The organism is Syntrophobacterales bacterium, assembly GCA_019429105.1.
Lineage (GTDB): Bacteria > Desulfobacterota > Syntrophia > Syntrophales > UBA5619 > DYTH01.
Map to the genome: position 1 here is coordinate 1 of JAHYJE010000028.1, position 16,593 is coordinate 16,593.

At 58.0% G+C, this 16,593-nt stretch carries 14 protein-coding genes; 7 read left to right on the plus strand and 7 right to left on the minus strand.

All coding sequences use genetic code 11. From position 1 onward, the window contains the following. The first annotated feature begins 507 nt into the window (after window positions 1–507). The 6 genes from K0B01_10265 to K0B01_10290 all read left to right on the plus strand — a co-directional run bounded on the left by K0B01_10265 (window position 508) and on the right by K0B01_10290 (window position 9,326). Complete coding sequence (locus tag K0B01_10265; protein MBW6486518.1) at window positions 508–1,083, plus strand: TetR/AcrR family transcriptional regulator; 576 nt, start codon at window positions 508–510, stop codon at window positions 1,081–1,083. 164 nt (window positions 1,084–1,247) lie between these two features. Further along, on the plus strand, window positions 1,248–2,588 hold the full coding sequence (locus tag K0B01_10270; protein ID MBW6486519.1) for an efflux RND transporter periplasmic adaptor subunit: 1,341 nt from the start codon (window positions 1,248–1,250) through the stop codon (window positions 2,586–2,588). After that, window positions 2,588–5,761 (plus strand): efflux RND transporter permease subunit, encoded by a 3,174-nt coding sequence (locus K0B01_10275; protein ID MBW6486520.1) that lies wholly within the window; start codon window positions 2,588–2,590, stop codon window positions 5,759–5,761. Before K0B01_10270 ends, K0B01_10275 begins: the two co-directional genes overlap by 1 nt. A gap of 1 nt (window position 5,762) precedes the next feature. After that, window positions 5,763–7,169, plus strand: a complete 1,407-nt coding sequence (locus tag K0B01_10280) for an efflux transporter outer membrane subunit (GenBank protein ID MBW6486521.1) — start codon at window positions 5,763–5,765, stop codon at window positions 7,167–7,169. 565 nt (window positions 7,170–7,734) lie between these two features. Further along, window positions 7,735–8,025 carry a DUF374 domain-containing protein gene (locus K0B01_10285; GenBank protein MBW6486522.1) on the plus strand — a complete coding sequence of 97 codons (291 nt, stop codon included), beginning with the start codon at window positions 7,735–7,737 and terminating at the stop codon, window positions 8,023–8,025. Between the two features lie 245 nt (window positions 8,026–8,270). Then, a complete protein-coding gene (locus tag K0B01_10290) occupies window positions 8,271–9,326 on the plus strand; it encodes a lipid A deacylase LpxR family protein (GenBank protein ID MBW6486523.1) in 1,056 nt (351 codons plus the stop codon). Window positions 9,327–9,481: 155 nt separating this feature from the next. On the opposite strand, the gene K0B01_10295 is transcribed toward K0B01_10290, so the two are convergent. Beyond that, window positions 9,482–9,661 carry a hypothetical protein gene (locus tag K0B01_10295; protein ID MBW6486524.1) on the minus strand — a complete coding sequence of 60 codons (180 nt, stop codon included), beginning with the start codon at window positions 9,659–9,661 and terminating at the stop codon, window positions 9,482–9,484. A 169-nt stretch (window positions 9,662–9,830) separates the two neighbouring features. Between K0B01_10295 and K0B01_10300 the strand changes: the two genes are divergently transcribed. Then, complete coding sequence (locus K0B01_10300) at window positions 9,831–10,145, plus strand: hypothetical protein (GenBank protein MBW6486525.1); 315 nt, start codon at window positions 9,831–9,833, stop codon at window positions 10,143–10,145. Window positions 10,146–10,540: 395 nt separating this feature from the next. Here the strand turns inward: K0B01_10300 and K0B01_10305 are convergent, their stop codons facing one another. The 6 genes from K0B01_10305 to K0B01_10330 all read right to left on the minus strand — a co-directional run bounded on the left by K0B01_10305 (window position 10,541) and on the right by K0B01_10330 (window position 16,442). Then, the gene (locus K0B01_10305; GenBank protein MBW6486526.1) at window positions 10,541–11,173 is read right to left on the minus strand and encodes a fumarate hydratase C-terminal domain-containing protein; all 633 of its coding nucleotides are present in this window, start codon (window positions 11,171–11,173) and stop codon (window positions 10,541–10,543) included. Window positions 11,174–11,180: 7 nt separating this feature from the next. Next, window positions 11,181–12,134 (minus strand): fumarate hydratase, encoded by a 954-nt coding sequence (locus K0B01_10310; GenBank protein ID MBW6486527.1) that lies wholly within the window; start codon window positions 12,132–12,134, stop codon window positions 11,181–11,183. Between the two features lie 124 nt (window positions 12,135–12,258). Then, window positions 12,259–13,362: a mandelate racemase/muconate lactonizing enzyme family protein gene (locus tag K0B01_10315; protein ID MBW6486528.1), complete on the minus strand. Its 1,104-nt coding sequence runs from the start codon at window positions 13,360–13,362 to the stop codon at window positions 12,259–12,261. Between the two features lie 18 nt (window positions 13,363–13,380). Next, window positions 13,381–13,845, minus strand: a complete 465-nt coding sequence (locus K0B01_10320) for a tripartite tricarboxylate transporter TctB family protein (GenBank protein ID MBW6486529.1) — start codon at window positions 13,843–13,845, stop codon at window positions 13,381–13,383. A 29-nt stretch (window positions 13,846–13,874) separates the two neighbouring features. After that, window positions 13,875–15,395: a tripartite tricarboxylate transporter permease gene (locus tag K0B01_10325; GenBank protein ID MBW6486530.1), complete on the minus strand. Its 1,521-nt coding sequence runs from the start codon at window positions 15,393–15,395 to the stop codon at window positions 13,875–13,877. 78 nt (window positions 15,396–15,473) lie between these two features. Next, window positions 15,474–16,442, minus strand: a complete 969-nt coding sequence (locus K0B01_10330) for a tripartite tricarboxylate transporter substrate binding protein (protein MBW6486531.1) — start codon at window positions 16,440–16,442, stop codon at window positions 15,474–15,476. Window positions 16,443–16,593: the final 151 nt, after the last annotated feature.

A 16,593-nucleotide genomic window follows, 5' to 3' on the forward strand; every position in this document is an offset into this window, starting at 1 on the left:
CATGCCACTTCCTCTGACATTCCTCTGACCCGCAAGTCTGCTGCCTGTCCCCAAGGCGAGGATTGGCAATGAACCACTTGCGACAGACTCGGCAGGGTCGCTTCTTATATCTATTCTTTGCCCCCATAGTTCGCTCCATTTCGTGAGTTGCAGAAAACGAGGGAGTATCTCTTGCGGATCGAAAATAAAAGGCGGGTCTCTTTATGAGGGCGACTGAGTTAACAAAAAACCGATCAGGTGGGTCCGTTTATCGGCGGTGGGTGGGTTCATTCTTTGTCGGCGGTGACACTGATTTTTCCCAAAAGAAGATTCGCTGCGGCGGTTGCGAGAACAGGTGCGCTGTTCTGAAACTTACGTTCGGAAACAATAACCGTTTTTATACGGGAAACCGCTGCGAACGGCATTTCAGTAATGATGCCAAAAAAAATCTTGACATTGCCCATTTTTGTGAGATAGAAGCACTCCGCAAGAATGAACGTTTACTCATTTGCGGGTGGGGATTGAATCATGAAAACATCAGACAAGCGTCGCGACATCATGCAAGCAGCCCTCGACCTCATTGCGGAACAGGGTTTTCATCGAACCCCGATGGCCGAGATATCCGAAAAGGCGGGCGTGGCCGCCGGGACGATTTACCGTTATTTCGAGAGCAAGGACGTTCTCATCACCGCGTTGTACCGGGAACTGGAAGGGAAAATCATCACGGTTCTCCAGGGAGGCTATCCATCCGGGAGGCCCCTCCGGGAAAGATTTCTCTACCTGCTCAGGGAACTCATCCGATATTTTATAACGAATCCTCATCATTTCCGCTACATGGAGCAGTACTACAACTCGCCGTACGGAATCTCCCTGCACAGAGACAAGCTTTTGGGTAAGTCCGGCAACCACGATATCCTGATGGATATTTTTGAACAGGGGATCGAGCAGCAGGTTCTCAAAGAGTTTCCGAAGGCCGTGCTGTTTTCCCTGGCCTTCGGTCCCCTGATCTCTCTGATGCGCGACAATATTGTCGGCTTCATCGTCCTGGACGATCCCCTGATTGAGCGAATCACGGAAGCCTGCTGGGACGCGATCAAAAGGTGATGCCCATATTTCATGGTGGAATCGGGGCGTTATTCTTAGAATAAAGCATGAGAGTTCATTTTTACTCGGAAGTGAGTTTCACTGTGTTTTACTCACGATCAAAACGTCGTCTTCCGGATGTGATCGACAATGGGTCGTAAAATTTCAAATAACAGAGGTGTCGCATGCAGATTTATGACAGGGCAAAACGAATCGCCGCCGGGGGTGTGCTTGCCGGGATCTTGATCCTGGGCGGTTGCGGGCAGACCACCACGGGCGGATCCCCACAGGCTGGACCCCCCGAAGTCGCCGTTGTTACCATACAACCGAAACGGTTTGTGGTGACAACTGAATTGGCCGGGCGGACGTCCGCCAATCGGGTCGCCGAAGTGCGTCCCCAGGTGGGCGGTATCATCCAGAAGCGTCTGTTCGAGGAAGGCGCCGATGTCAAGGCCGGCCAGGTGCTTTATCAGATCGACCCCGCCCCCTTTCAGGCGGCGTACGACAATGCGGCGGCGAGCCTTGCGGCCATGCGGAAAGCTGCCGACCGGGCACGGGCCGCCCTGAGAGCGAGCCTCGCCGGCGTCACCCGGCAGCAGGCCACCCTGGATTTCGCCCGGACGAACCGCGGGCGCTTCGAGGAGCTGTCCAAAGAGGGCGCCGTCTCCGCCAGCCAGCGCGACCAGGCCGTAACTGAGGCCGACGTGGCCGAAGCCACGATTCGGGCCGCCGAGGCGCAGGTGGAGAGCGACCGGGCAGCGGTAGCCGCGGCCGAGGCAACCATCCATCAGGCGGAAGCGGCGCTGGAGACGTTCCGGATCAATCTGAAGTACACCCGTGTGACGGCCCCCATCTCGGGCCGGATCGGGAGATCCGGCTTCACGGAGGGCGCCCTGGTAACGGCGCAACAGCCCGTAGCCCTGGCTACCATTCAACAACTGGATCCCATGTACGTGGATTTGCCCCAATCCACGACCGAGCTGCTGCGATTGCGGCGCCGCCTGGAGGACGGCCGTCTCAGTCACAACGGGGAGATCCGGGACAAGGTCCGCCTCCTCTTTGAAGACGACGCCAAATATCCCTTGGAAGGGGCGCTTCAATTCCGCGACGTCACGGTAGATCCGACGACCGGATCGGTCATCCTGCGGGTCCTGTTTCCCAACCCAAAGGGGGTTCTGCTGCCGGGCATGTTCGTCCGGGCGGTGGTGGAAGAAGGATTCAATAAGCAAGCGCTCCTGATTCCTCAACAGGCCGTCTCCCGCAACCCGAAGGGGGATCCCGTTGCACTGATCGTGGACGCCGAGGGCAAGGTGCAACAGAGGATGCTTACACTGGATCGTGCCATCGGCAATGTATGGCTTGTGTCATCGGGTCTGGCAGCAGGCGATCGGGTGATCGTCGAGGGGATGCAAAAGGTGAGACCGGGCGCTTCCGTGAAAATGGTTCCCTTTGAAGCGGATGGGGCAAAGAAAAACGGGGAAGGTCGGAAAGCGGCCCTCGCGGCTGTAAAAGCGGGAGGCAAGTGATGCTATCGAGATTCTTCCTGGACCGTCCAGTCTTCGCTTGGGTGATCGCCATTGTCATGATGGTGGCAGGCGGCCTGGCAATCTACAATCTGCCCATATCCCAATACCCCCCCATCGCACCGCCGTCGATTGCCATCACGGCCTTCTACCCGGGGGCTTCGGCGGAGACCGTTGAAAACAGCGTGACGCAAATCATCGAGCAGAAGATGGCCGGCTTCGACAAGATGCTGTACCTGTCCGCTGCGAGCGACTCGTCCGGCTCGTCTCGCATCGAGCTGACCTTTGCCCCGGGGACCGACCCGGACCTCGCCTGGGCCCAGGTGCAGAACAAGCTTCAGCTCGCCATGTCGAGCCTGCCGGACGTGGTGCAACGGGGAGGCGTCAAGGTCAGCAAATCCACAAGGAACTACCTGATCATCGTGGGTCTGATCTCGGAAGACGGCAGCATGGATGGCAATGATTTGCGAGACTATGCCCAATCCAACCTGGAGAAGGTGCTCTCAAGGGTTCCGGGGGTCGGCGAGGTTGAAACCTTTGGCACCCAGTACGCTATGCGGGTCTGGCTCAACCCCGATAAACTCACCGATTACCGGATGACGGTTCAGGATGTGATCACGGCGCTGCGGGTCTACAACGCGCAGGTTTCCGCAGGCCAGTTCGGCGGGGCGCCGGCGGTGAAGGGCCAGCGTCTGAACGCCGCCATTATTGTCCAGAGCTTGCTCAAAACGCCGGAGGAGTTTGCCGCCATCCCCATCCGCACAAATCCGGACGGATCCGTTGTACGGGTCAAGGATGTGGGACGAACGGAACTGGGCACCGAGCAATATGACATCCAGGCTTATTTCAACGGCAAACCTTCCGCCGGCATGGCGATCAGGCAGGCCGCGGGCGCCAATGCCTTGGACACGGCCGATGCCGTCCGGGCCAAGCTGGCAGAAATGAGCCGCTACTTTCCCTCCGGCATGAAGGTCGTTTATCCCTACGACACCACTCCCTTTGTCACGGTGGCCATCAAGGAGGTGGTCAAGACCCTTTTCGAGGCGATCCTGCTCGTTTTCCTGGTGATGTTTCTGTTCATGGGAAACATGCGGGCCACCCTGATTCCGACCATCGCGGTGCCGGTGGTGATCCTGGGCACTTTCGCGGTGCTGGGGCTTTTCGGGTTCACCATCAACATGCTCACGATGTTCGCCATGGTGCTGTCCATCGGTCTTCTGGTGGACGACGCCATCGTGGTGGTGGAGAACGTGGAACGGATCATGGGCGAGGAAGGGCTTTCGCCGCGGGAAGCCACGGCCAAGTCCATGGACCAGATCACCAGCGCCTTGATCGGCATCGGGTTGGTGCTCTCGGCGGTCTTCGGCCCGATGATGTTTTTCGGCGGTTCCACCGGGGTGATCTACCGGCAGTTTTCCGTAACCATCATCGCCTCCATGCTCCTTTCGGTGGTGGTGGCCTTGGTGCTGACGCCGGTTCTCTGCGCATCGCTTCTCAAGCCGGTGCCCAAGGGGCACGAGGCGGCGGAAACGGGAATCCGGTTCTTACGTCCCTTCTTCCGGTGGTTTGACCGCATCTTTTTCCGAACCAGGGACGTTTATCTGAAAGTGGTCGGTCACGCTCTTTCGAGGAAACGGCGTTATCTATTTGTCTTTTTGCTGATCGTAGTGGCGATGGGCTACCTGTTTCAACGGATGCCCACCGCCTATCTCCCGGACGAAGATCAGGGTATCCTGTTGGTTCAGGCCATGCTCCCGGCGAACTCGACCCTGGAGCAGACCGAGGAAGTCTTGGAGAGAGTCAGGAACCATTTTCTTGAGAGCGAGAAGGACGCAGTGGAATCCGTCATGACGGTTGCCGGCATGAGCTTCTCCGGCAGGGGACAGAATGTGGGCCTGGCTTTCGCCAAGCTCAAGGACTGGAAGCTGCGGAGCCGGCCGGACCAGAAGGTCTGGGCCGTGGCCGGAAGGGCCATGGGGGCCTTCTCCCAGATCCGCAACGCCATGGTGTTTGCGTTCGCGCCGCCGGCGGTCATCGAACTGGGCCAGGGCACGGGGTTTGATTTTCAGTTGCTCGACCGCGGCGGTCTGGGCCACGCCGATCTGATGGCGGCCCGCAACCAGCTTCTCGGCATGGCCATGAAGGACCCGAGATTGGTACGGGTTCGACCCAATGGCCTGGAAGATGTGCCCGAATACCGGATTGACGTGGATTGGGAAAAGGCCGGCGCCCTGGGGGTCCCCATTGCCGCTATCAACAACACCATTTCGGCGGCCTTCGGCAGCGCCTATGTCAACGACTTTATCCAAGGAGGCCGGGTCAAGCGGGTTTTCGCCCAGGCGGACGCCCCTTTCCGCATGCTGCCCGGAGATCTGGAAAAGCTCTATGTGGGCAATACTGCGGGTAAGATGGTCCCCTTTGCCTCTTTTGCGTCCGGCCATTGGACTTCCGGATCTCCCAAGCTGGAGCGCTTTAACGGCTTTCCATCCATCAACATCTGGGGCGAGCCGGCGCCGGGGAGGAGTTCCGGTGAGGCGATGCGGATCATGGAAGAACTGACCGCGAAGCTGCCTCCGGGGATCGGTTTCGACTGGACGGGGCTCTCCTACCAGGAGCGTCAGGCCGGCGCCCATACGGCCCTTCTGTACGCCTTTTCGATTCTGGTGATTTTCCTGTGTCTGGCGGCGCTCTACGAGAGTTGGCCTATTCCCCTTTCGATCCTGCTGGCCCTCCCCCTTGGGGCAATCGGTGGCGTGATTGGATCGACTCTCAGGGGCTTACCCAATGACGTCTATTTCCAGATCGGGCTTTTGACCACCCTCGGCTTGACGACCAAGAACGCCATCCTGATCGTCCAGTTCGCAAAGGCGCGGGTGGATGAAGGAATGGGGTTGATCGAAGCAACGCTGGAAGGGGCAAAATTAAGGTTGCGTCCCATTATCATGACCTCGCTGGCGTTCGGATTCGGCGTGATGCCGCTGGCGTTTGCGACCGGAGCAGGCGCAGGCGCCCAAAAAGCGATCGGCACCGCCGTGCTGGGAGGGATGGTCACAGCCACCTTTTTGGTGACCTTGTTTGCACCCCTTTTCTATGTGGTGATCGAAAAGCTCTTCGGAAAACGGGGGAAGCGTGAAGCATCCAAGACAAACGATACAAATCCATCGGAGGATCGATGATATGAATATAAACCGGTTTCTTCTTGTGGGTGCGATCATCGCCCTTCTGGGGGGGTGCACGCTGGCCCCGGAATACACGCGGCCTGCCGCTCCCGTCCCGGCCGATTGGCCGGCCGGCGCGGCCTATCAGGAAACGAAGTCCGCCGCATCCGCGCCGATGGCGGAGGGGTTGCCGTGGCGGGAGTTCTTCACCGATGAACGCTTGCAAAAGATCATCGAAACCGCCTTGAACAACAACCGCGATCTGCGGCTTGCTGCCTTGAATGTCGAGAGGGCGCGGGCGTATTACGGCATTCAGCGGGGCGAACTTCTGCCTTCGGTCAATACGGTCGGGAGCGGGAGCCAGGAACGCGTTCCGGCTGATCTTTCTCCCACCGGAAGCGCGAGGACCACAGAACGATACGGAGTCAATCTCGGCATTACTTCCTGGGAAATCGATTTCTTCGGCCGCATCCGTAGCCTGAAGGACCGTGCGCTGGAAGAGTACCTCGCCACGGATGAGGCCCGCGGTAGCGCACAGATTTTGTTGGTGTCCACGGTAGCACAGGCGTATCTCGCCCTGGCAGCCGATCGGGAAGCCCTCAAACTGGTGGCCTCCACCCTGAAAACGCAGGAGGCCTCCTACCAATTGATCCGGAAAAGTTATGACGTCGGGCTCGCGTCCAAATTGGATCTCGGTCGGGCGCAAAGCCAGGTGGATGCGGCCAGGGGAGATGTCGCCCGCTATACCCAACAGGCGGCGCAAGATGAAAACGCCTTGAATCTTCTGGTCGGATCTCCTCTGCCGCCAGCACTCCTGCCTGCGGAGTTGGGCAGCGTTAGCCCCCCCAAAGAGATCTCTCCCGGCCTCTCCTCCGAACGGCTCCTGCGCCGGCCGGATGTGCTTGCTGCGGAACATCGGCTCAAAGCGGCGAACGCCAATATCGGCGCTGCCCGTGCGGCTTTCTTTCCCCGCATCTCCCTGACGACCGCTGTCGGCACCGCAAGCGCCGATCTGTCCGGTCTCTTCCAATCCGGCTCGGGCACGTGGAGCTTTGCGCCGCTGATGGCCATTCCGATTTTTGATGCCCGTACCTGGTCGGCCTACGCGGTCACAAAAGTGGAAAGGGAAATATCCGTGGCCCAGTACGAAAAGGCGATCCAGGCGGCTTTCAGAGAAGTGGCCGACGCCCTGGCCGTGCGGGGAACGGTGAACCGGCAGATCGCGGCGCAGCAATCGCTGGTAGCCGCCGTTGCGGAAACCTACCGCCTCTCCCAGGCGCGCTATACCAAGGGAATCGACAGCTACCTGGGCGTCCTCGATGCGCAACGTTCCCTCTATGGCGCGCAGCAGGGCCTGATCGCCCTCCGCCTTGCCGGGGTTGCCAACCAGGTCACGCTCTACAGGGTGCTGGGCGGAGGTATGTAGGAAGGAGGTAAACTGACTCTGGCCGATGAAGATGATCTTTCTTGCTCTTGTGGAAAAGAAACTCAGCGGTGTCCGGTTAGGATTTTGCATAGTCGGTTAAGTTTTTGTGTACCATTTTCGTCAGCTTTTGATAAAAAACATGCATTAATATTAAAATAATGCTTGACAAATCAAGCATTTAGTGGGTCTATTTCCATAACTACATGATATTACGGAGGATATTTAATGACCCACACTTTAATTTTCAGAAAACCGGGGAAAACGCGAAGGTCCTACAGCAACCTTATGACACCTGTCAACAACATATTTCCCGACATCACACCTTTAGAGTCGGGATGCAACCGGCCCTTGAAGATGTCTTTTGAGGATCAACTGAACATCTTGGTGTATTTCCATCTGGAAGAACACCACTCAGGGCGTCACCTCCTGCAGGTTCTGAAAGAAGAGGATTTTGCCAGGCAGTGCATTGCTCCCGCCGGCGGCATCGAAAAGAGCAGTTTCTTCGAAGACATCAGCTCACGTGGATTGCAGCAGATGGCGGTTCAGCCATTACAGGCCGTCCGTCATGATCAGCAAAAGCCGCGACGGGGATCTGGTTACCGATATTTTCGGCCGCATGAACTTTCGACCCGTTCGAGGTTCCTCCTCGCACAACGGAAAGCAAGCCCTGACCGCAATGGTGGATGACCTGAGGGATCACTCCTTTGCTGTTCATGTCATGGATGGTCCGAAAGGACCCATAAGCGTCGTGAAACCGGGGTTGATCGTTATGGCGAAACAATCCGGCGCGCCGATCATCCCCGTTTATATCTCCATCAGCAGGGCATGGGTCCTCCACAGTGGGATCGCTGCCTGATTCCCAAGCCGTTCAGCAAAATTGTGATCCGGTGGGACCGACCGATGGCCATCCCTCGAGAAATCGATGAAAAGGCTTTCTAAGAAATCAGGTTGGGGATTGAAAAACAAATGCTGGAAAACCAGAGACATGACGACGACCATTTGGGATGGGAGTATCTTATATAAGCAGTGTCCGGCCTTTCCATTTTCCATGAACCGGGGGATGACATTATAAAATCCGGTCACTTGAAAAGTTGACATGAAATGAAGCCAAAATCGTTTCCTGCGATCGCTTTGATTTTGATCCTTCTTCTCTTGCCACGTCTATCCGTTGCCGGGGACGAAGAAGCGAGGAAGTCTGACACTCTGACCATTTACCTGGAAAACGATCTCTTCGCCTTCGATAATAATGACCACTATTACACCCATGGGACAAAAATCTCTTGGATTTCCCGGGATCTTTCGGACTATCGCGACATTGTGATTGCGCCGTCATGGATGCATCTTTTCATTGAACGGATGCCTTTCGTCAACGATCCTGGAGAGCAGCGCTCGGTTTCTGTCTCATTGGGACAGAACATCTACACACCGGAGGACAAAGAACGGAGCGACCTGATCTTAGACGACCGACCCTATGCCGGGATCACCTATCTTGGACTGGGGCTCCACAGTAAGAGCCAGCGTCAAATGGACACCCTTGAATTTGATTTTGGCATCGTCGGACGCCATTCCTATGCTGAGGATTGCCAGCAGGAGATCCATAACTGGACGGATTCGGGCAAATCCACAGGGTGGTCGCATCAGCTCCATGACGAACTCCTATTGAACCTTTATTTCGAGCGCAAATGGAAAGCATTCAAATCCGGAAGTTCAGGAGGTCTCGGATTTGACTGCATTCCCTACATGGGAGTCGCTGTCGGAAACGCCTACACCGGAGTCAATCTGGGCGGACAGATGCGCTTCGGCTGGAACATCCCGAACGATTTCGGGACCTATCTGATCCGACCGGGATCGGACAGCAGTGCCCCGGTGGACAACGCAGACCCCCGTTTCTTCCGCCCGTTCCATCGTTTCGGCATCCACGTCTTCCTGGCCGTTGACGGAAACGCCGTTGCCCGGAACATCCTGCTCGACGGGAATACCTTTCGGGGCAGCCACAGCGTCGACAAAAAGCCGTTCGTCGCTGATCTGATCGGCGGAATTGGCATGATCATTCATCGATTCAAGATTACCTACGCCTATGTTCACCGAACGAAGGAATTTGATACCCAGAAGGACGAACAGGATTTTGGGGCGATCTCCGGATCGTTCACGTTTTAAATTCGGGGAAATAAAGGTGAATAAAGATGATCAGAAAAACAGTTGGTAGGCCCTTACGGCCATTTACGAAGAGTCGGCTTTTGACTGATCTCTCCAGGGGGTAGCTCTATTGATGCGGGTGCCGGCAATCCTATTTTTCGTTCTGGCCCTCCTGTTCATGCCCCCTCGGCAATCATGAGAGCATTGCCCAGGAGATCCGCATCCTGGGCGGCGTCGTTCAGGAGGATGATTCGCGGGATCGATCCTATTCCTGGGCCGTCCAATATCTGCATGGCCTGAACGAACACTGGGCCGTGAATTTCTCGTGGCTCAACGTAGGCCATTTTCAGCATCATTGCGACGGCCACACCCGGTAGCTCTGGGCGCGCACCAAACCTCTCGGGAAAAGGCTTGCCCTCGCAGCCGGCGTCGGCCCTTATCGATATTACGACACGCAGTCGGCCAGGGAAGGGGCCTCCTACGTGGAGTGCCACTCTGCTGAATCTGAACGGTGAAGTCTTTCCCATGGAAAACGGCTATTGGACCAAGTTTGAGGCGTGGTGGGTGGACACAGAACCGCACATTCCACACGGCATCCGGTATTCCCTGAGTTTTCATGACCGGTACACCCGGATGATTCTGGGATTTGACAACGCCCACGCCATCCGACCGGCAAAGAAAGGTTACACCGCCTGGAAAATCAGTTGGGATCATCGTCACAACCGGGAAAAAGTGCACCGAAACATCCGGCCGGTGGTCGAAGCGACCGACTTCACGATTCAGTTCGGCTTGTACGGTTCTTCTCGTAGCGAACAGGGTGTGAACACCGCAAAAAATTAGGCGAAAACGGGGTCTTTGCGGTAGGTATATATTTAGGTATACATGCAAGTCGCACATTTAAAAACAGTAGTCATTATAATTCGATATATAGCCTATTCAATCCCAGTACCGCCATAAAAATCAAGGGTTTAGCTGCAGCGGTTAACCCCTTGTTCTATCTTGGTGGCGGGTGTTGGTGAGGATATTCTAATTTCAATGGTGAGAAGTGTCTCTTACATTGGTATTTGCAATTATCCAGTAGCTTGAAATAATTAGCTTGTGATATTACGGTATGATCATGCGGTTAATCAAACCCGCTGCAGACGGATGCACCTCGTCGGCAGTCACGGGCTTGATCGTTTGTATGTCCGGGGGCTGCTAATTACGCCGTCGGTTCTCCCGCCCGCGGCAATAAGTCAGCCTTCCGAGCCGCCGCGCAGAAGTGCTGCCAGCCGCTCGTCGAAATCCTTTCCGAGTTCTTCGTGGAGGCTCCGACCATGGGCATCCATCGTGACGATTCCTGGGAAACGGTCCAGCCGTATCTTCCAGAGCGCCTCCGGTAAGCCGAACTCCTTCTTGAATACGTCGAGAACTTCGACAATCGCCCGGGCGTTGGTCACACCGGCCCCGCCTATGCCGTGTACATAGACGGCCCTGTGGGTCTTACAGGCGGCAAGTGTCCGCGGACCCATGCCGCCCTTGCCGATAATGACCCGCAGGCCGAAGGCGGCGATCACCTTGTCTTCATAGATTTCGTCGCGGATGCTTGTCGTCGGTCCGGAAGAGACGATGCTCCATTTCCCCGCATCGTTGCGGAGGATCGGACCGCTGTGGTAAATGGCCCCCCCGCGATAGATCTGCTTCAACTCGTCGAAGATCCGCTGATCTTCCGTCGGCAGGGGTTTCTTCCCTTCGATGAGACGATCTACCAGGTATTTGTGGGCCGCATCCCGGCCTGTCGTTGCAATTCCGGAAATCGCCACGGCGTCGCCGACATGGAGTTCCATTATCTGTTCTTCCGTAATGGGAATGGTCAAATCTCTGCTCATGGCTGCCTCATCCGATAAAACGACAGGATCCGTCGGCTTCAATCCGGATGGCCCGTCGGCGGTTTTCCCAACACATATAAGTCACGGTGACAAAGTAGCACGCGGGCAGCCGGTGGAGTGCGCCGATCTTGACCCCCAGAAGTGTGGCTTTTCCGCCGAGTCCCAGGGGGCCGATCCCCAGGGTGTTGGCCTCCCGGAGAATCAGTTCTTCCAGAGCCGCCAGCGCCGGATCGGGATTCACATCGCCCAGCGGTCGCAGCAACTGGTGCTTCGAATGGAGATAGGCAGAGCCGCGGTCGCCGCCGATGCAGATCCCCAAGATCCCCGGCGGACACCCCTTGCCTTCCGCACGGCGAACTGCGTCCAGTACCACCCGGCGAATCCCCTCCAGATCGCGTCCCGCATTGAGGGCGTCATCGGGTAGGCTGTACTGCCGTCCCACATTCTCGCTGCCGCCGCCCTTGAGGATGAGCGCTACGGAGATGGCCTCATCATCACACTCCTCGAAAAAGACCCCCGGGAATCCGTTACCCACGTTGTTTCCGCTGTTGACGCCGGTTACCGGATCCACGGCGTTGTGCCGTAGAAACAGCTCTTGCGTCGCCCGGGCCACCGCCTTCTCGCACAACCGGCGCATGGCACGCTGGGAGAGCCCCACCGGATGGTTGATGAAAAAGAGCGGCGTCCCCGTGTCCTGGCAGAGCGGCGCCTGTTTTTTCCGGGCCAGGGCCATGTTTTCGAGAAAGGTCGCCAGAACGACCCGCGCTGTTGACTCAGGCGCCTCTTCGTCATACGCCCGCTTCAGGGCCGTCTCCATATCCTCGGGTAGTTCACACGCCGTCCGGCGTACGAGGTCGAAGATCGCTTCGCCGAAGGCGGGTCCGTTCAGTATCTCTGTCCAGTTGCGTTCCACGTTCATCTCTCCATGTTTTGCGGACATTGCCGCAACGGTGGCAGTCATATCCATCCGGTATTGGGGCCGCGCGCGTTTCCCTTTTTCCGTCTGTCCGTCGGTGCAGAGCGTATGCCCACGGCAATTGGTTTCCCGCGCCTGCGTTTGCGCGACCCCTTCGACGGACGGGAGGTCACGCCACCCGGAAACGGCGGATGGTTTCCTCGGGGATCTCCAGACCCAGCCCCGGCTTCTGCGGCGGCATCATCAGGCCGTTTTTAATCTGCACGGGTTCGGAAAACGCGGCGGCCACCCACGGCATGTATTCGATCGAGCCCGTTTCCATAACGCCGCAGGCCACCTGGATCGCGCTTTCCATCATGTGATGAGGCTCCAGAGGCAAATTGGCGACATCGGCCATCGTCGCCACCTTGACCATTTCGGTAATGCCGCCGATCCGGATGATGTCCGGCTGCAGGATGTCCGCCGCCTCGGCCCGCAGATAGGCGGCGAATTCATAACGCGACCCCAGCGTTTCTCCCATCGCGATGGGGATGTCCAGTTCCGCCGCGAGCCGGGCGTGGCCAGGAATATCCTCGCACAAAAGCGGTTCCTCAAACCACGCGATTTCGAGCTGTTCCAGTTCGCGACCGATCCGCACGGCCGTCGGGTAGTCCCATTTCTGGTTCGCGTCAACGGCGATCCAGACCTGGTCACCCAGTGCCTTGCGAACCTCCCGGACCCGCTGGATGTCAGTCCGGTAATCGGGATGACCAATCTTCATCTTGACGCCGAACATCCCCTGGCTCAGGTATTCCTCGAACGCTGCGACCATTTCGGATACGCTCATATAGAGCCATCCGCCGTCGGAGTAATAGACCGGCGCGCTTTCCCGACGGCCGCCCAGCAGCTTGTAAACCGGCAAACCGGCGATCTTCCCCTTGATGTCCCACAGGGCCAGATCGACCGCGGCCTGGGCCTGGGTGACCAGGCCGCGCCTGCCCCCCGTCTGCATTCGCCTGTAGAGCTTGTGCCACAGCCGTTCATGATCGAGGGCATCCTCATCGATCAACAGCGGCGCAAGATCGTCCTTCAGAATGCAGCGAGTGGCGGTGTCGCCGCCCAAAAGGCTCCAGGAGTATCCTACTCCCGTTGTCCCGTCTTCGGTGGTAATGAAGACGACCGGCATGTTGACGTTGCTGACCGGACCGCCCTTTTTCCCGCTGGAGGAGGCTGCCTGCATCGGCCGCGGCAGCGGCATCCGCAGCAATTCGGTTCTTATTTCTGTAATACGCATGGTGTTCTCCTTGCTTTCTCAATCAAAGATATCCCCGGAAGGAATGGGAACCTGCAGCAGGCGGCCGAAGATGTAAACAATCAGAAAGGTAATAATCAGCGCCACGGCCGCCGCCTTGACAATCGTCCGCCAATTCTTTCGTTCCCCGCTGATGTACCAGGCAATGGACGTGAAGCACACCGCACTCGTCAGCGCGAATCCAAGGTAGCGGAGAGATAAAACCCACGCCAACATGATCGCAATGACGACGGCCACGTTACCCCAGCGGTTTCCCTCAGGCTCCGTCTCTTCCTTGTCCTTGATCACTCGGTACCGGGTGAACGACAGGATCAGTGCCAGGATAACGAAAGCCGCCATCAGCAGCATGATCCGGTCGGGAAAGATGCCGCCGAAGGGGGTTGTATAGTCCCGCTGGACCCAAAGCACCGCGATGAATATCAGCATCAGCGCCGATCCCAAGCGATCCCGAAATGTTGCACCCATCGTAAAACCTCCTTGCTAATTTACCGCAGCTACTTCTTGGAAATCCCATTGCCCTGCAGCCGTGTCTTGATCGGTCCGAAGTAGGGCCAGAGAAACGAGAAGAGGGACATCGCGATCAGGATCCAGGAGATCGGGCTGACGAACAGCGCGAACCAGGGGGAGTCGTACGCTTTCCCCGACAGATAGGTCTGGACGAGACCGGTTTCCATAAGCGGACCCAGGATCAGCCCCAGGACAATCGGGGGGCCGGTGAAACCCAGGCGCCGGATGCCAAACCCGATGACTCCAAAAAGCAGCATCAGGATCACATCGAGGAAATTGTTCCGGATCGCGTAGGAGCCGACGATCGTCAGGATCGCGATCCCCGGCACCAGGTATCGGGTTGACAGCGTCGAGACGAACCGGGACAGGAGCCGGCCGCCGTAGATGCCGACCGGGACCATCACGATCGCCGACAGCCCCACCGCCAGCATGAAGGTGTAGGTGATGTCCGCCTGCTGGGAAAAGAGCTCCGGCCCCGGCCGGAGACCCTGGAGCATCAGGACACCGTAGATGATCGCATCCGGCGGCGCCCCGGGGATGCCCAGCGTCACCAGCGGGATCATCCCGCCGCCGACGACGGCGTTATTGGCCGCTTCCGTTGCAACGACCCCGTCGATGATTCCCGTGCCGAACTTCTCCGGGGTCTTGGAGGCCCGCTTCGCCTCGTTGTAGGAGACGAGGTTGGCAATGTTACCTCCGGCCCCCGGCAGGATGCCGACGATCGTGCCAATAATCGAGGAACGGATCAGATTTCCTGGCATGGAGAAAACGTGGCGGGTCGTCTTCCAGAGGACCCCCTTGGTCCGTTTGTATTCGACCCGCTCCTTGTGGGATTCGCCCTGGAGGACCAGGTTGATCAGCTCGGGGATGCAGAAAAGGCCGATCAGGATCACGATGAGTTCCACACCTCCCTGCATCGAGGTCATGCCGAAGGTGTACCGCACGTCGCCGCCAATCGGGGCGATGCCGATCGTGGAGATGAGGACGCCGAAGGCGGCGCCGGTGATCCCCTTCAGAAACGCCCCGGCGGAGAGGCTGGAGATGATCGTGATGCCGAACACCCCCACCCAGAAGTATTCGGCCGGGCCGAATTTCAGTGCGATGTCCGCCAGCGGTGGGCTGAGAAAAATCAGGCAGACGACGCCGAAGAGGCCTCCGATCGCGGAGCCGACCGTGGCCCCGATGATCGCCTCTTCGCCACGGCCCTGCCGGGCCATCGGGTAGCCGTCGAAAGTGGTGCCGATGGAGCTGGGCGTTCCCGGCGTGTTGATCAGAATCGCGCTGAAGGCGCCCCCGTAGATGCAACCCATGTAGATCGCGCCCAGTGTCACGAGTCCCGCGATTGGGCTCATCGAATAGGTGAAGGGGACGAGAAGCGCCACGGCCATCGTCGCCGTCAGTCCCGGCAGCGCGCCCATGGTCATCCCCGCAACCGTCCCGGCGATGACCAGCAGGAAGTTCTGTACCGTAAAGAGATTGTGCAACCCGATCAGGATATATTCAAACATAGACAACCCCCCGTTTCGGCAACGGGCAGACATCGGCTCCGACAGAACCGACGTCCGCCACAAACCGCCGCAATAGAGCTACTTCTTCAGCCGCCCCAAATCCTTCATGATGGCCTCGTATTCGACCATCTTCTTCTTCACCAGGGCCAGTGAGGCCTCGGGTCCCAAGAATTCGGTCTTGAACCCGTTCTGGTCCATCTTCTTCTGCACCTCCGGGTCCTTCATCACCTTCTCGAAGACACTTGCCAGCTTGTTGACTATCTCGTCCGGTGTCCCCGCAGGCGCGGCGACTCCCCGATAGGCCCCTTCGACAACGTCATATCCCAATTCCTTGAAGGTCGGAACATCCTTCAGGACGGCCATCCGCTCTTCGGAGGCGATCGCCAGCGCGCGGAACTTGCCGGCGTACTGAACCCCCATCGTGGAGTAGGTCATCAGCGCCGTCACGTGGCCGCCCAAGAGCGCAGGAACGGCGGAGCCGGTGCCGCCGAAGGGAATGTAGGTCAGCTTGATTCCCGCGGTCTTGTTCAGCATCGCCGTTCCCAAGTCGTTGGCCGTCGAGGAGCCGCTGCCGCCGATGGTCACGACGCCCGCGGGCTGTTTCTTGACGTAGTCTATGAAATCCTTGAGGGTCTTGAATGGACTGTCCTGCCGGACAACCAGCAGATCGGGGGTGCTCTCGAAGAAATAAATGCTCTTGAGGTCCAGGGTATTGTAGCCGGCTTTACCCCTCTCGAGCGGCTGCAGGATGATGTGGGGCAGGTTGTGACCGGCGATGGTGTAGCCGTCGGGTTTGCTGCGGAGCATCTCCGCCCAGCCGATGGAGCCGCCGCCGCCGATCTTGTAAGTGATGACGACGTTCTGGCCGAAGTGCTTCTTCAGCGCCTGCTCCTGGATCCGGGCGGTGATGTCAGACTCTCCGCCGGGATTGAAACTGATGATGTAGGTAAGGGGTTTTTCGGGATACCCCGCTGCACCGACGCTGCCGGTCAGGGCAACCGCGAGCAGCGCAAACAGGACGATACAACCGATGGCAATTTTCTTCATCTCTTTCCTCCTTATAGTGGTTGAAGGTTTAATTTCCCGGATGCGCTGCCCGGAGCAGTCATCCGCGCGTGACCATTTCCTTCCGGCTACGGGCGGCCATGGCGACCATCGGTTCCTGCCCGATACCGGAACATTGATATGCTTCCCCTGC

Coding starts and splice junctions, on each gene's coding strand:
- K0B01_10305 (MBW6486526.1), bottom strand. CDS start 11,173: ATGAGCAGAGATTTGACCATTCCCATTACGGAAGAACAGATAATGGAA.
- K0B01_10295 (MBW6486524.1), bottom strand. CDS start 9,661: ATGATGCTGAAAATGGCCTACGTTGAGCCACGAGAAATTCACGGCCCA.
- K0B01_10330 (MBW6486531.1), bottom strand. CDS start 16,442: ATGAAGAAAATTGCCATCGGTTGTATCGTCCTGTTTGCGCTGCTCGCG.
- K0B01_10265 (MBW6486518.1), top strand. CDS start 508: ATGAAAACATCAGACAAGCGTCGCGACATCATGCAAGCAGCCCTCGAC.
- K0B01_10285 (MBW6486522.1), top strand. CDS start 7,735: ATGATCAGCAAAAGCCGCGACGGGGATCTGGTTACCGATATTTTCGGC.
- K0B01_10315 (MBW6486528.1), bottom strand. CDS start 13,362: ATGCGTATTACAGAAATAAGAACCGAATTGCTGCGGATGCCGCTGCCG.
- K0B01_10310 (MBW6486527.1), bottom strand. CDS start 12,134: ATGACTGCCACCGTTGCGGCAATGTCCGCAAAACATGGAGAGATGAAC.
- K0B01_10325 (MBW6486530.1), bottom strand. CDS start 15,395: ATGTTTGAATATATCCTGATCGGGTTGCACAATCTCTTTACGGTACAG.
- K0B01_10290 (MBW6486523.1), top strand. CDS start 8,271: ATGAAGCCAAAATCGTTTCCTGCGATCGCTTTGATTTTGATCCTTCTT.
- K0B01_10300 (MBW6486525.1), top strand. CDS start 9,831: ATGGAAAACGGCTATTGGACCAAGTTTGAGGCGTGGTGGGTGGACACA.
- K0B01_10275 (MBW6486520.1), top strand. CDS start 2,588: ATGCTATCGAGATTCTTCCTGGACCGTCCAGTCTTCGCTTGGGTGATC.
- K0B01_10280 (MBW6486521.1), top strand. CDS start 5,763: ATGAATATAAACCGGTTTCTTCTTGTGGGTGCGATCATCGCCCTTCTG.
- K0B01_10270 (MBW6486519.1), top strand. CDS start 1,248: ATGCAGATTTATGACAGGGCAAAACGAATCGCCGCCGGGGGTGTGCTT.
- K0B01_10320 (MBW6486529.1), bottom strand. CDS start 13,845: ATGGGTGCAACATTTCGGGATCGCTTGGGATCGGCGCTGATGCTGATA.